Annotated in this window: 14 protein-coding genes, 1 tRNA gene and 2 pseudogenes; 4 read left to right on the top strand and 13 right to left on the bottom strand. The window is 43.5% G+C overall.

Annotated features, from left to right (window positions below; all coding sequences use genetic code 11):
* Positions 1-22 precede the first annotated feature (22 nt).
* Positions 23-99: transfer RNA gene (locus tag GPUN_RS13495), tRNA-Arg, on the bottom strand.
* Between the two features lie 329 nt (positions 100-428).
* Here GPUN_RS13495 and GPUN_RS13490 point away from each other — a divergent pair.
* A complete protein-coding gene (locus GPUN_RS13490; RefSeq protein WP_006007785.1) occupies positions 429-1,748 on the top strand; it encodes a type II toxin-antitoxin system HipA family toxin in 1,320 nt (439 codons plus the stop codon).
* Complete coding sequence (locus GPUN_RS13485) at positions 1,745-2,080, top strand: helix-turn-helix domain-containing protein (protein ID WP_006007782.1); 336 nt, start codon at positions 1,745-1,747, stop codon at positions 2,078-2,080. The genes GPUN_RS13490 and GPUN_RS13485 overlap by 4 nt, the downstream gene beginning before the upstream one ends.
* Positions 2,081-2,107: 27 nt before the next feature.
* Here GPUN_RS13485 and GPUN_RS14430 read toward each other — a convergent pair whose 3' ends face one another.
* From GPUN_RS14430 to abiEi, 6 genes and pseudogenes are all read right to left on the bottom strand, one after another.
* Entirely contained in the window at positions 2,108-2,263 is a 156-nt protein-coding gene (locus tag GPUN_RS14430; RefSeq protein ID WP_006007780.1) for a hypothetical protein, read from the bottom strand.
* 7 nt (positions 2,264-2,270) lie between these two features.
* Positions 2,271-2,702 carry a type II toxin-antitoxin system YhaV family toxin gene (locus GPUN_RS13480; protein ID WP_006007779.1) on the bottom strand — a complete coding sequence of 144 codons (432 nt, stop codon included), beginning with the start codon at positions 2,700-2,702 and terminating at the stop codon, positions 2,271-2,273.
* 20 nt (positions 2,703-2,722) lie between these two features.
* Positions 2,723-3,052 carry a type II toxin-antitoxin system PrlF family antitoxin gene (locus GPUN_RS13475; protein WP_006007776.1) on the bottom strand — a complete coding sequence of 110 codons (330 nt, stop codon included), beginning with the start codon at positions 3,050-3,052 and terminating at the stop codon, positions 2,723-2,725.
* 142 nt (positions 3,053-3,194) lie between these two features.
* Positions 3,195-3,419, bottom strand: a pseudogene (locus tag GPUN_RS14690) (IS6 family transposase); the annotation flags it as partial.
* Between the two features lie 225 nt (positions 3,420-3,644).
* Entirely contained in the window at positions 3,645-4,541 is an 897-nt protein-coding gene (locus GPUN_RS13470; protein WP_051987359.1) for a nucleotidyl transferase AbiEii/AbiGii toxin family protein, read from the bottom strand.
* Positions 4,538-5,077, bottom strand: a complete 540-nt coding sequence (abiEi, locus tag GPUN_RS13465; RefSeq protein WP_006007771.1) for a type IV toxin-antitoxin system AbiEi family antitoxin — start codon at positions 5,075-5,077, stop codon at positions 4,538-4,540. The genes GPUN_RS13470 and abiEi overlap by 4 nt, the downstream gene beginning before the upstream one ends.
* A gap of 337 nt (positions 5,078-5,414) precedes the next feature.
* Here abiEi and GPUN_RS14820 point away from each other — a divergent pair, with 337 nt between their 5' ends.
* On the top strand, positions 5,415-5,510 hold the full coding sequence (locus tag GPUN_RS14820) for an Arm DNA-binding domain-containing protein (protein WP_081483983.1): 96 nt from the start codon (positions 5,415-5,417) through the stop codon (positions 5,508-5,510).
* 34 nt (positions 5,511-5,544) lie between these two features.
* Here the strand turns inward: GPUN_RS14820 and GPUN_RS13460 are convergent, their stop codons facing one another.
* From GPUN_RS13460 to cysK, 6 genes and pseudogenes are all read right to left on the bottom strand, one after another.
* Positions 5,545-6,153: a mobile mystery protein B gene (locus tag GPUN_RS13460; protein ID WP_006007769.1), complete on the bottom strand. Its 609-nt coding sequence runs from the start codon at positions 6,151-6,153 to the stop codon at positions 5,545-5,547.
* On the bottom strand, positions 6,150-6,662 hold the full coding sequence (locus GPUN_RS13455; RefSeq protein WP_006007768.1) for a mobile mystery protein A: 513 nt from the start codon (positions 6,660-6,662) through the stop codon (positions 6,150-6,152). The genes GPUN_RS13460 and GPUN_RS13455 overlap by 4 nt, the downstream gene beginning before the upstream one ends.
* A 585-nt stretch (positions 6,663-7,247) precedes the next feature.
* A pseudogene (locus GPUN_RS14845) lies at positions 7,248-7,548 on the bottom strand (tyrosine-type recombinase/integrase); the annotation flags it as partial.
* Between the two features lie 286 nt (positions 7,549-7,834).
* On the bottom strand, positions 7,835-9,481 hold the full coding sequence (gene ushA / locus GPUN_RS13445; protein ID WP_006007764.1) for a bifunctional UDP-sugar hydrolase/5'-nucleotidase UshA: 1,647 nt from the start codon (positions 9,479-9,481) through the stop codon (positions 7,835-7,837).
* 110 nt (positions 9,482-9,591) lie between these two features.
* Positions 9,592-9,972 (bottom strand): hypothetical protein, encoded by a 381-nt coding sequence (locus GPUN_RS13440; RefSeq protein WP_006007762.1) that lies wholly within the window; start codon positions 9,970-9,972, stop codon positions 9,592-9,594.
* Positions 9,973-10,364: 392 nt separating this feature from the next.
* Positions 10,365-11,285, bottom strand: coding sequence for a cysteine synthase A (gene cysK, locus GPUN_RS13435; RefSeq protein WP_006007760.1), 921 nt, complete (start codon positions 11,283-11,285; stop codon positions 10,365-10,367).
* Between the two features lie 352 nt (positions 11,286-11,637).
* Here cysK and GPUN_RS13430 point away from each other — a divergent pair, with 352 nt between their 5' ends.
* Positions 11,638-13,581: an aconitate hydratase gene (locus tag GPUN_RS13430; RefSeq protein WP_040521167.1), complete on the top strand. Its 1,944-nt coding sequence runs from the start codon at positions 11,638-11,640 to the stop codon at positions 13,579-13,581.
* Positions 13,582-13,607: the final 26 nt, after the last annotated feature.

The raw sequence follows: 13,607 nt of genomic DNA, 5'->3' as shown, positions 1-13,607 counted from the left end.
AGATAGTCAAAAAGACAAAAAATGGCGCACCTTGCAGGATTCGAACCTGCGACCCTTGGCTTCGGAAGCCAATACTCTATCCAGCTGAGCTAAAGGTGCTGCGATTTTGAGAGCATTATAATATCACAGGTCATAGAAAAGTTGCTACGACCTTTACCCCCAATTGCAAATTATGCTTATGACCTTCGGCCTCCGAAGCCGTGGCATAGCCAACACCACAACAGATGAGCATCGACGTATTCAGCAACTTGAAGCGTAAACGTCCGGCAACTTTGATAATTAGCTTACTGATGCCAAATAATAAATGTCTACTATACTAGACAGAATTATGTTGAAAATAAATTATATGTACGTTATATTAGACAATGTATTGTAATTACAGCGCTAATGGCACGTTATGTTAGACATTGTGCTTTGCAAGGTGAACTATGAAATTGACCCTACAACTATTTAATGAAAACCGTTGGCAAGACGCATTTGAAATAGACATTGCTTCGCCTGAACTAGGTAAACTCAGCGAGCTAACCCTGAAACCCTTATTTGATTATGCGGTTAATTATTTTGGTGAGGCAGGATCACGAAGCTTTACCGCAAAGGTCAGTGTAAATCCAATGGACACAAAGACTTATTCAAGTTGGCCAGCCGTGTTTGAAGACATTATGCCGATGGGATATGCACAAACAATATGGCTAAATATGCTTAATCTGCAAAACAGCCCCGTATCGGAACAAAATATAGCGCTATTAACGCTAGGTACGATTGCACCAATTGGCAATATGCGAATAAAGGAATCAATTGAAGCCGCTCTAAATGAACAAGTGGGTCAATTAGAGCAGATGCGGTTTAACAAAGATAAAGCTATTGAGCGAGATACTGATTTTCTTGATTACTCCCGCCAGCGTGGCGCAGTATCAGGTGGTGCAACGGGTGCTGGCGGCGCCGCTCCTAAGGTTCTATTAAGACAAAATGATTTGAATGAAGTTTGGGTAGATACTGAGCAAAATGACAACACAACGGATCGGTATTATTTAGTAAAATTTCCACGTAATCAAGGGGAAATAGATAAGGATATTTTACGTACTGAATATCACTATTACCATGAATTGGCATCACTTGGATTTAATACGATAAGCACTAATGCAATGGAATTACATGAAGGGATTAGAAACCCTTCGCTCTGGCTCCCTAGATTCGATAGGGAGATGGTTGAAGGTACCGTTCATCGCTATGGTGTTGAATCTGTTTACTCATTAGTTAACGCGGCATCTGGCAGCTATCTTAAACATGAAGACGTACTAGCAAAGTTAGCCACGGTAATAAATACTATGACAGCAACTGAGCTTGCTGCACAATACCTTAAACGTGATTTCTTAAATATAGTGTTTGGTAATTCAGATAATCATGGCCGCAATACGTCAGTTTTGAAAAAGGACGACAAAATATATTTAGCGCCAATTTACGACTTCGCTCCAATGAAAGCTGATCCTGAAACCATTCCAAGAACAACAAATTGGAATAATGAGTTCCAACAGGCAGGAAACATAAATTGGTTAGCTTTGTGTGAGTCACTATCAGCTTACGGTGATCCGGCTTACTTTAAAAATGAACTGCGTGAGCTGGCGCTTCAACTTGAAAATTTACCTGATCGGCTAGCAAAACGAGGTGTCCCTAGTAGTATTTTAACTATGCCGGTAATGGGTTTTAAACATTTGACAGATAAATTGGGGCAATGGGAGTTAATACCATGAAACGCAAACATGATGTTGATCGCTTTGAAATTAAACAAAAGCTAGTGGGTGATATGCTAGCTGGCACTAAAACGATGGGCGAGGTTGGTAAAGCACTGAGAGTTGATGCCCTTAAAATGTCTCAGACGAATGTTTGCAAATTAACGGGCTTAAGTAGACAAGTAGTAAGTGATATTGAAAACGACATGGGCAATCCTAGACTAGACAGCTTCCAGGCTTACTTCACATTAATGGGGCTTGAGTTAGCGGTGCTTCCGCGAGAACGCAGTGAGCTAGTAGCCCTTGAAAGCACATTTACCAAACAAACTAATGTTGCAGATACAGCGAAATAAGTTTTGGTAAATAACGAAAGATATTAGTCATATTCCAGACGATTCTGGCGAAGACAGCTCCCCGTGCGCTAAACTTTCACGAATATCAGGGTAACCGCCAAGAAAGATAGCGCCACCCTCATGGTTAATGTAAGACAAAAAGATAAATTCTAGCCAATAGTTACGACTTAATCCATGACGCATGAAATGCTCATAAGCTTGCATAGGTATAGCGCGTCAATGCGGGACTACTAGCGATTAGCATTTTAGTGAATACTTTGTAAGCATCGCTTTTACTTTCATAGGCGCGTTTTGTGGATCCGTCATTGACCCACGCATAAACAATTACCTTTGATGCTTGGTGGTATCGAAAGAATAAGCGGTACTGCTGAAAAAACTTTGCTCTAAACCAGTGTTTGTTGTTATCACCAAGTGTCGTGCCTTGCCGATACTCGGCCTTAGTTGGGTCCTGAGGAATGATGTCAAACGCGAGTTTCTGCATCGCGGCTAATCGCTTGGTCGCGTTTTTCTTCGCGTAAGCTTTAGGGTCTTTTGTTTTGAGTTTTTCAACTTCCTCAGTCAACAATTGATATTGCTCGATGAACAAGGGATGGGCGTAAAGTGTCCAACCGTTAACAATCATGGGCTTATTATTACTCAATGTTAATCGTCTTCGTCATTAAGCGGTGCATCTAAATTAATATCAACATCTTGAATTAGCTCATCAACTTTTTGCTTCATTTCTGCGCTGAGCGTTTGAATATTTTCTGGATGGGCTTGCATATCATTGCCTAAAAATTCTAGAAAGGCATTTAATGCGGGGTCAGCATCACTTTGTTCAGCACGCGATAAAGTCACACTGCCATTTAACTCAACGGTGAATTTAATCTTGTCTTTTTTGCCAAGGTGCAATGCTTTACGCACAACACTGGGCACAGTCGTTTGGTAACGGTCAGTTAATGTTGACTCTGTTTGTAAAGGTAATTGTGGCATTTGTTTATCCTTAACTTATGTTATCCAGCAATAGTAATGCAAATGCATTACTATTGCCAGCTTTATTACGAGCACTGCCTAATACAAGCGCTGGCATTGTCAACTTATTGAATTAAGATGGTAAGAACGAATTTTCAGTAGTTCATGCCAAATTCTCGACGCAACTAACCCTAGTCCATTCACTAAATGCTCGTTCACGCAGTATCCTGTCATTATCGGCTTGCATTTTATGGCGGCCAAGCCTAAACAGATTATTTACAATGCCATGACACGATAGAAATCGTTGAGCCTGCCCTTGTGATGTAAACCGCCGCATTTGCCGTTCATGTTGCCTACCCGGTTGGTGAGACAATTCACAGCGATTGTTAGCGCCGGTGAAGATCCGCGTACATTTTAGTGTTTTTCATACTTGGATTATCTGATAGTTACTGATGTCTGCGATAACTTGACAGTACCTCCGAGAATGCAAAAGCTCAATATGCGCAAACTCTTCGGGTTTGATAATTTAACATAAGCTAACGCGGCGGAAGTTTAGGTATCAGGTTTTAGCGCAAGAACGATGTTCACTTATGCCGCTATATGATACTTACTTCTATATTTCAGGTGGGGTTTTCGGGGCGTCATTTAGGTTCTTTATGGAAGACACCACTTCTGCGACGGCATTTTTTACTACCCCCCAAAAATGCGCATTTTCCAAGGTGTTTTTCGCAAGCTCTGGCAATACAAATCTTGACATTTCCCTATGAAAATCTAGTTTAATTTCCTCGTTAACATTAACACCGTTGAGATTGCTTATCGTCCTGTCAAAAAACACATCAAAGGGAACCCCCCTTTGCAACAGCTTTTGCATCAACACATTATTATCTAGCTGAACATGCCTATTATTGAGAAAGGTAATATCCCAAAGATCACGCGGTTTAATGACCCTATTGCTATACTCCCTCATCGCAAAGGCAATGATTTTGTCCACTAATATTTCATCTAAGGACTGACAGGGGATTGGCAAACCTTCTATTGGAGATTTGAACGGGTAGAAATTCATGGTGGTTTTCATGATAGGGTTTATAGTCTCATAACGACAAATGTCTATATGAATTTTCTGCTTAGCACCACCTGGCTTTGCTGCATTTTTTTCTATAGAAACTCGCCACGTCGCCGTGTCACCTTTCATCGGCTTGGGCTGCGCGACAGATATATCTAGCATGTACTTTTTTGATAATGCATCAGACACGATGTTCGCTAGCGATGAAAACTTCTCTGGCGTGAAATCCATACCGCCATTAAAGTCAAGATCTTCGCTCAATCTATTCCAGCCGTGGCACATTCTAAGACTGGTCCCCCCTATAAACGTCAAATTTTCCAAAAAGCCACTTTGGTGAAGCGCACTTATGATGTCATGATGAAATATTTCTTTTTCTATCACATTCTCGAAACCAGAGTACTCTGGATTTTGTTGCAACACACTTTGCACTATTGGCAATATCATCATTCAAGCCCTTCATTTAACATACCGACATTCCTACCTATCCGTTTTAAATCTCTTAGCGCAAGCGCTTCTCTAGCGCGATGTATGCCAGTGTCAGTGTCATACCAAATATCGTCCATTACAGCGTGAATGTTCTTTTTTGTGTGGGTAAACTCGACCGTTCCAAAAGATGTTTTAAATACACCTGAGCGCCCGTTTGTCATTGCCGTTAAATACCCCATCGTCAATTGAGATATCACCCCAAGTCTTGATAACTCGGTTTCGGCGGTAACATACACAAAATAGTCGCTTCTAATTTTTTTCGCTAAGGCTTCTAATGTTCCTTCCCCAGATGGCTTGAAAATACTAACAACATACACACCTTTACACACACGCTCTAATACACCTGCTTTAATAGCGTTATGAATAAATAACGTTAATGCATCACGAGAGCTCTTTTTAACCCAGTAAGCAATATCACTAGTGTTAAAAAATCCCGTATGGCCTTTTTGTATAGCACAGACCATCTCTTTTTGAAGCCTCAATAAATCACTTTTCACAAACAGCTCTAAGTTAACAAAACATTTATATAATAACAGTGTTTTGTTACCTTGTTAATCTGATTTTATCTTTTAGAAAGGCTGCCTGTTTACATGTGAGTGTAGTCATACCAAGTACAATACTACTGAGGTGATTTTCCACACAAAATTAATTTCTTCCAACATCATGGTTTTGCTAAATCTATAGGCGGCCTATAGCAAGCTTCCGTTACCAATGTTCGTTAATCTGCCCACATCCGCCGTGTTTGCGCTACCGCCCAGTAATGACGTGGTCAACCTTTTTCGAACACCCTGGTTAAGCAGCTTTTTCTAAGGCATGAGCAATGGGGCATATTAGATTTCGCAAAGAAACGGGCAAATTGTTTTTGATTTTCAGTACCAGAATTTTCGTTGTCGTGAACAGACTAGCTTGCAGAAAACGTATTGCAACTGACGATTGTTAATACGAGGCGACTTTGTCGTAGTCACTAATTACCAATGTTAAGCAGATAGCTTTCGAGGTGAGTAAAGTCGCCAGCATCTGCCTTTCTTAAAGCGCCAATATACGCATTTCGCTCATTTAAAACGTATTCAAGCTCGACATTTGCCCACTTTAATGGCTTTTTTTTCAGCAAAAAAATGGTGACTGTATCTGCGAAAATCCTAGAGTGGCGACCGTTACCATTGGCAAAGCAGTGAATTTGTACCAGCCGATGTTGAATGCGTGCATTAAGCATTAGAGGGGTAAAGTGATTAAACTCTACCCAGCACTTTGCGTCTTCAAGAAAGTTATGTAAATCGACAGAGATATTGACTGGATCGACCCCAATATTTACTCCGCGCTGCCTAAATGTGCCAGCCCATGTCCAAATATCACCTAATAAGCTTTCATGCAGTGCAACAACAAATTCACGGCTAAATATCTCATCCCTGGTAAGTGTATTGTGGCTGGCTACCCAAGCTTGGCCTTGTAGTATGTTTGCCGCCTCAATTTCATTCAGCTGGCTATTGGACTGGATATGCGGCAGCTTCAAACCTATAAGGTCGTCTGGCGATAGCGGTGTTGCACCGTCTGGATTATCGGTTAATAAGCTCACGCTTCGGTCTCGCCCTTATTGGTTTTCCAAAGCGCACGGCCACCTGCCTGTAGAAATTCTTTTTTTAATTCCTCAATCAGAAATGCTTTCTTTTGCGGTGTGAGCGATTGCGATTCTAGAAGCATGTTTTGAGAGTTAGTCGCTAGGCGCATTTTTGCTAATTGTTCAGCGCGCTCTTCTAGAGCCTGATTGATATCTTTTTTGGGTACCAAGGCATAGGTTAAATCACATCCTAATTGATGTGCTATTTCGGTTAACTGCTTGATGGTAATGTCACCGTCAACTTCCCTGCGCTCTAGCACGGAAATACGGTTACGACTCAGGTTCAGCTTTGAGGCTAATTGGGCACCGGACATGTCTAAGGCTTTTCGAATGCTCCGTATCCAACCCTCAGTCGGTGTTGTTGGGAGTTTTTTCAAAGCGCTTGCTGAGTTTGCAATATCCTTATATTGCTCCTTAATCATTGAGCGAACAGTGTTACTAGACTTTTTAGTATTAGATATAGGCATGTTAGAAGTGCTATTTGTAATAGAGAATTTAATATTGTAATCTAATAAGGTTACTAATACAAAATTAATGTATTCATTAAAGATTACGTATATTAAGTTAATGTAATCTTATTTTGGTATACCTAGCAGCATGAAAAATTTGCAGGGGTCAAAATTGGGTAAATGTCACCCACTTTTTTTTCTAGTCACAGTGACTAAATTTAAAGGAGATAGGTAAGGTGCTTAATCAATTCAGCGATATGGATATTATCGCTACTGAAAAAGTAGCCGACGAGATTTATAAAGAGCAACCGAATCTTTTTAGCATTCGTAATAGTGTTAAATCAGATGGGGAAAAAGCTTGAACATGTTGAAGTTATCTTGAACATTTTGATAGTTAGCTATTTGGCATTTTCATGTTGTTTTTCCTCTTTTGACTTTGCCCCGCGCGACAGCCTGCTGGCGATTGCCATCCGCGTCGGTACTCCCACTCCCGTCCAAATACACAGTAGTAATCGCGGGTACATTTTGGTCATTACCGGCATTTGCTACCGGCACAGAATTTGCACTTGCTGCTACAACAGAAATCGTATCTGCCGCGCTACTTACCGTGCTTTCTAGCTTGCGATGACCTAACAATGTCTGGACTGCCCGAAGGTTCTTTGTTTTCTTATAAATAAGCGGTGCTTTAGTTCTTCCCATCGTGTGCGTTCCATAAGCAGTAGTATCGACGCCAATGCTAGACACCCAACGTTTTACTATTTTGGAATATTGGCGCGTTGAAATATGCTCATGGTTCTTGACTCTACTACCAAAAAGATAATCGTCGCTTTAGTTTTTGGCATTATTTCAAATTGAACAGGTTTCCCCGTTTTTGTTGCACCAGCATCGCTCGTGATTGCACAGCCGCTTGAAAGAATGGATAAACCGTTTTATCACTCAAATTACCTAGACAAAACTTGCTTTGATGTACTGCTAAATGTAGTTTTTATAAGAGTAGTTCTTACATCGAGAAGCGTTACGCCTGCTCCGAGAAGAAAAAGCAAACTCCAGTGTAAACACCTTGCGGGCTCTACTAAAAGAAGGGTTTGACAGCGGTTTGAGTCAATCAACCGCCCAAGACATTAAGCATAGAGTACTCATGAAAAAAGGGTTGCTGTGAATAATTTCACCCCAATACCGCTTAACCAACCTTAAATAGGGCTGAATTCAGCAGCATTTACGGGGCTATTTTCAACAAAAAAGCGTCTAAGTGCTTGGGCATCAGTTTCTTCGGTTTTCACAAATCCGGCAAGTTGATCTAAGATTGCGTAGCCGTCGCTGCCTGCGGCATTGTAACTATTAATGCTCATTCGATATGTTTGGTTTTTATCAAATGGCTTACCGTCTATATAAACAGTAGTAAGCACGCCATTTTCGCGTTCAAAGCTCAGTTTGTGGTATTGCAAATACGCGCCTGAGCCTGGCTCAAAAGCAGTGAGTACTTCAAGGTAGTCCCATAGCGCTTGGCCATGCCAATCCATATAGCTAATTGTGTTTTTGAATGGATGCACTTGTAATACATCTTTGTAGCTAACCTCTCCTAGCGCTATACTGTTGCGCATGCCACCACCGCTGATGACACCAAAATCAGCGCCGACAACATTCATTTGTGCTTGGATGATCACTCGTGCTAAGTTAGTTTGTTGCACACGCACTTTATCCCGGTCACCCTCAAGCTTTGCATCTACATAGCCAATCGTACCTTCAATTTGCGCAGCACCTTTAGCTTGAAAGGGCATTAGAAAAGCTTTTAGCTCAGTGTCAGCGGGGATATAACTCGTGGCCAATTCTAATTTGATGGAGCCATCGGATTGTGGTTTATCAAGGTATAAATTGACCGGTAACAACTTATAATCAAGCAACGTTAACTGATCATCTGCAAACTTAAATTCAGCTTTACCCACATATTTACCCCACTCATGGGCTTGCATGATCCACGTACCGTTTTGTTGGTCTGGCTTACAACTCATTCCAGGCTTAAAATTATCGTCGTTGATGTTGCCGGAGGCCATACATACCTGTTTTTGAGAACGCCCACCAATGATCACATCCAAAGTATTGTTGGGTAAAGAACGTGCGAGCGTCACATCTCCTGGGGCATTGCTGCCGTAAGATGCATCTACATAGTGGCCCATATGCGTAACGGCAATGGTAATATCGGGCTGATATTGTTGCTCAAGTCTTTGTGTGAGTGCGGCCGTGATTTGAATCGGCTCCCTAAACTCTAAGTTATTGATATATTGTGGGTTACCTATTTTAGCGGTGTCGGTGGTGGTAAGGCCAATAACGGCGATGGTTAAATCTTGTTGCTGAAAGATTGCATATTCTTTAAACGCATTTTGCCCACTATCTTTAAAGAATATGTTGGCCGACAAAAACGGAAAATTTGCCCATGTTTGTTGTAAATCTAACACGCTAAGGGGATTGTCAAATGCGTGATTGCCAAGGGCCATTGCGTCATAACCAATCAATGACATGCCTTTAAAATCTGGCTCGGCGTATTGTAAATCAGACTCCGGCACGCCAGTATTAATATCACCGCCCGATAACAATAAGACCGCATGCCCTTGTGCCTGCGCTTGATTACGAAGTTCATCAATTAGCGTTTTACGCGCTGCCATTCCATATTCGCCTTTTTCATTGTGCCAAAAGCGACCATGGTTATCGTTAGTGTGCAGTATGGTTAGAAAGCGAACCTGTGATCCGTCAATACTTTCGTTTAGCGGCGGTGCAGTGTTACAAGCAGTAATACTAAGAGTGAAACTGACTAGCACTATAGTGGTAACAAATGCGCGCATAATATCATGTGTCCTATTGAGTTTCGCACACATGATATACCGAAATTCAGCTTTCGGCAGCTTTTAGTGTTGCTGAAGGGCTTTCTTATTGCAGCAGGATAACGCGTAGTTCAACGGGGCGTTTTTGTTGATGCAGCACTAGTTGCTGCCTGAAACTGTTGAGTAGGCAAAAAGTATGTGGCTAGCGCATTTAATTTAGCCATAATAGCTTCATACTGCTTGGTGTCTACTAACTCAAAAATAATCGGCGTGAGTATTTTAATAACTCTGAAGCAGTGTATACGCCAATGTTCAGACATAAGAAGGTCACACATGGTTTCTTCTAGGGTACGTAGAAGCCTGAAATATACTTTTTCCCTTGCTGCAGGTGTTTGACACTGTTGCGCAGCCTGCAAGCCTGAATTGAAATAACAGTTTATAATATCGAGTGTTTGGTGGTGGTTTTGTGCTCGTATTGCTCGCTCGTAGCAGGCAAGTTGGTATAAATACATGCTCATTTCCTAACCTTAATGATAATCGTTAGCATTAAGGTTAGGGGGTATTAGATTCGACGTCAAGTGTAAATTTTGTTTACGTGTACCTTACATATCTAATAGAAGTCATAAAGGCCTGTAAATACGCTAAATGCTATCACGCTACAAATGACTATCACGGTATATGAGAGCCATTTACCGGCACATATACTCGATATCACCTTGTGCCAAACGGTCCGCCTGGCACAAGTTTTTAACCGATTAGATCTATTTCAATATAGTTATTGCTTCATTAGCAGTTGTTAGTTTTCCCTAGTGCGTTTTGCGGCATCTTCCACGATGCCTTTTTTTCTTCTAGTAAAATGTGTAAGTTGACAATAAGTGCTAATTTGTTGTTTCGAAGCTCATAATTATTCTTGCGGCAAAAATCCATCTATAGATAAATAACGCTCACCGGTATCATAATTAAACCCTAGCACCTGTGCCCCTTGCGCTAGCGTAGGTAGCACTTGGCTAATAGCCGCTAGCGTTGCACCCGATGAAATACCGACTAACACGCCTTCTTCTGCTGCGGAGCGTCTTGCCATGTCTTTTGCATCGTCAGCATCGACTTTAATAGTGCCGTCTAAAAGTGTAATGTCTAAATTTTTAGGAATAAAACCTGCACCAATACCTTGAATAGGATGTGGGCTAGGATCGCCACCTGAAATTACAGGTGATGCTGATGGCTCTACCGCAAATATTTTTAGTTGTGGCCATACTTTTTTAAGCGCTCGCGCGCAACCCGTAATGTGCCCGCCTGTGCCTACGCCTGTCACAATTGCATCTAAACCATCGGGGAAATCGGCAAGAATTTCTTGTGCGGTATGATCAACATGCACATCTATGTTGGCTGGGTTTTCAAACTGTCGCGGCATCCACGAGTTTGGAGTCTCAGCCACTAACATTTCTGCTTTAGCAATTGCACCGTTCATGCCCTTTTCCTTTGGTGTTAATGCAAATGTTGCGCCGTAGGCTAACATTAAGCGACGGCGCTCTACCGACATGCTTTCTGGCATTACTAATATTAATTTATAGCCTTTTACTGCCGCTACCATCGCCAGACCCACACCGGTGTTACCCGAGGTTGCCTCGATAATAGTTGAACCGGGCTTTAATAAGCCGCTTTTTTCTGCAGCTTCAATCATTGACAAAGCAATACGATCTTTGATTGAACCACCTGGGTTTGATCGCTCACTTTTAATCCACACGTTTTGCTTATCTCCAAACAAACGTTGAACTTTAATATGCGGGGTATTACCAATAGTCTCTAAAACTGACTGCACTTTCATAACTTGTTATCCAATTATTATATTTAAAAATAGAATGGTATTAACTCTAATGCCACACTGACGACAAAACAAGTACCTTTTTATTCATAAATAATATATGCAAGTACAATATTGCTAAAAACTTACCCAGGACAAAAGCGCAGGACAAAAGCGCAGGACAAAAGCGCAGGACAAAAGCAAATTCATCTAACGAGACCTTGAAAGATTGTTCAAGGCAGTCTAGTGATTGGCTATTGCAATTGGCATTTGACAAGAATATAGCTTTGGATCGATACTGGTTTAGCTGTTTTAGATATTATACGGCACGACATGGAGTGGGGGTCGCTACCTTTTCGCACTTGGGAGGATGAACATGAACATGAACGTCACACAGAAACTGATCCAATCGCATCTGATGCACGGTGATATGAAACCGAACGAGGAGATTGGTATCCGCATTGACCAGACTCTGACGCAGGACGCTACCGGCACGCTAGTTATGCTTGAGCTGGAGGCAATGGGCCTGGACCGAGTGAAAACTGAGGTGAGCGTCCAGTATGTTGATCACAACATCATTCAAGAGGACTTCAAAAACCCCGACGACCACCTTTTTCTGCGCAGCGCATGTCAGCGATTTGGCGTCTGGTACTCGCGGCCTGGAAACGGGGTGAGTCATCCCTGCCACCAAGAAAATTTCGGTAAGCCAGGCAAGACGCTGCTTGGCTCTGACAGTCACACCCCGGCGGCCGGCGCTATTGGCATGCTTTCTATTGGCGCTGGCGGGCTAGAAGTGGCGCTAGCAATGGCGGGTGAACCGTTCTTTACACGTATGCCTTTGGTCTGGGGAGTGAAGCTTACCGGCATCTTGGCGGACTGGGTGAGCGCCAAGGACGTGATCCTAGAGATGTTACGCCGCCACGGCGTGGAAGGAGGTCATGGCCGGATCATCGAATATTATGGACCAGGGCTAGACACATTAAGTGCGATGGATCGGCACGTGATCGCCAACATGGGTGCCGAGCTTGGCGCGACCAGTACGGTTTTCCCATCCGATCAGGAGGTGCGCCGTTTCTTACGCGCCTGGCAGCGCGAAGAAGATTGGATCGAATTAGTTGCCGATAAGGGCGCGACCTACGATGTATATGAAGAGATCGATCTGGCCAGCTTGGTGCCGCTGATCGCTATGCCGTCCAGCCCGGGCAACGTGCGTCCGGTTAGCGAAGTAGCGGGGGAGCAGATCTATCAAACATACATTGGTTCGTCAGCTAATCCCGGCTATCGTGACTTAGCTGTTTCCGCTATGATGGTAAAGGGTCGGCAGGTGAATGACCGAGTTTCGTTCGATATTAACCCCACCTCTCGCGCGCAGCTTGAAACCTTGGTGCGTGATGGACACGTAGCTCATCTATTGCACGCTGGTGCACGGCTTCATCAGGCTGGCTGCAATGGCTGCATTGGCATGGGTCAGGCGCCGGCTAGCAATGAACTTTCTTTGCGTACAGTGCCGCGCAACTTTCCCGGTCGTTCCGGTACGCGCGAGGACAAGGTTTGTCTGGTCAGCCCAGAGACCGCCACGGCGTCTGCGCTCACCGGCGTGATCACCGATCCACGCACACTTGGCATCCCTTATCCTCGAATTGCAGACCCAGATGATCCTATTATCAACCGCGCGATGTTTATGCCGCCGTTGCCGCTTGAGGAGGCGCAGCAAGTAGCCCTTGTGAAGGGCCCTAACATTGCTTCGCTGCCGAACTTTGAGCCACTGCCTGATGAGATTGAAGTGCCGGTGATACTTAAGACAGCGAACGACGTGTCTACCGATGAGATAATGCCGCCAGGGTTGCGCGTGCTGCCGTTTCGGAGCAACATTCCCATGATTGCTGAGTTCTCCTTCGACAGAATTGATCCTACCTACGCCGAGCGAGCCAAGCAGATGCCGGGTCACGTTGTGGTGGGAGGAAGTAATTACGGACAAGGTTCGAGCCGTGAGCATGCCGCACTAGGCCCGCAGTATCTTGGGCTGCGCGCTGTCTTGACTAAGGGCTTTGCACGAATACACGCGCAAAACCTAATCAACTTCGGCGTGTTACCGCTGATCTTCACCGAGTTTGCTGATTACGATGCGATTCAGGCCGGCGACGTGCTGCGCCTGACTGACCTTCGGCGCGTGCTATCTGAGGGGGGTGAACTGGTGGTCGAAAACGTCACTCAGCAGCACACGTTTCAGGTGCGTCATGACATGTCACCGCGACAAGTACAGTTCTTGCTTCGTGGCGGATTAATTAGCTGGATGAAAGAGCGCCTCTCACGACAGTAGGAAAATAATCAACGCGAACCGATTGT

It is taken from the genome of Glaciecola punicea ACAM 611, assembly GCF_000252165.1.
In the GTDB taxonomy this organism is placed as follows: domain Bacteria; phylum Pseudomonadota; class Gammaproteobacteria; order Enterobacterales; family Alteromonadaceae; genus Glaciecola; species Glaciecola punicea.
Note: the sequence above shows the minus strand (reverse complement) of the source record. Positions and strands in the feature narration are given on the sequence as shown.

Excerpts from the sequence above, each read along its gene's own strand:
- GPUN_RS13470 (WP_051987359.1), bottom strand. The coding sequence starts at position 4,541 with ATGATGATATTGCCAATAGTGCAAAGTGTGTTGCAACAAAATCCAGAG.
- GPUN_RS13475 (WP_006007776.1), bottom strand. The coding sequence starts at position 3,052 with ATGCCACAATTACCTTTACAAACAGAGTCAACATTAACTGACCGTTAC.
- GPUN_RS13480 (WP_006007779.1), bottom strand. The coding sequence starts at position 2,702 with ATGATTGTTAACGGTTGGACACTTTACGCCCATCCCTTGTTCATCGAG.
- GPUN_RS13485 (WP_006007782.1), top strand. The coding sequence starts at position 1,745 with ATGAAACGCAAACATGATGTTGATCGCTTTGAAATTAAACAAAAGCTA.
- cysK (WP_006007760.1), bottom strand. The coding sequence starts at position 11,285 with ATGAAAGTGCAGTCAGTTTTAGAGACTATTGGTAATACCCCGCATATT.
- GPUN_RS13455 (WP_006007768.1), bottom strand. The coding sequence starts at position 6,662 with ATGCCTATATCTAATACTAAAAAGTCTAGTAACACTGTTCGCTCAATG.
- GPUN_RS14430 (WP_006007780.1), bottom strand. The coding sequence starts at position 2,263 with ATGCGTCATGGATTAAGTCGTAACTATTGGCTAGAATTTATCTTTTTG.
- GPUN_RS13490 (WP_006007785.1), top strand. The coding sequence starts at position 429 with ATGAAATTGACCCTACAACTATTTAATGAAAACCGTTGGCAAGACGCA.
- ushA (WP_006007764.1), bottom strand. The coding sequence starts at position 9,481 with ATGCGCGCATTTGTTACCACTATAGTGCTAGTCAGTTTCACTCTTAGT.
- GPUN_RS13430 (WP_040521167.1), top strand. The coding sequence starts at position 11,638 with ATGAACATGAACGTCACACAGAAACTGATCCAATCGCATCTGATGCAC.
- GPUN_RS13440 (WP_006007762.1), bottom strand. The coding sequence starts at position 9,972 with ATGTATTTATACCAACTTGCCTGCTACGAGCGAGCAATACGAGCACAA.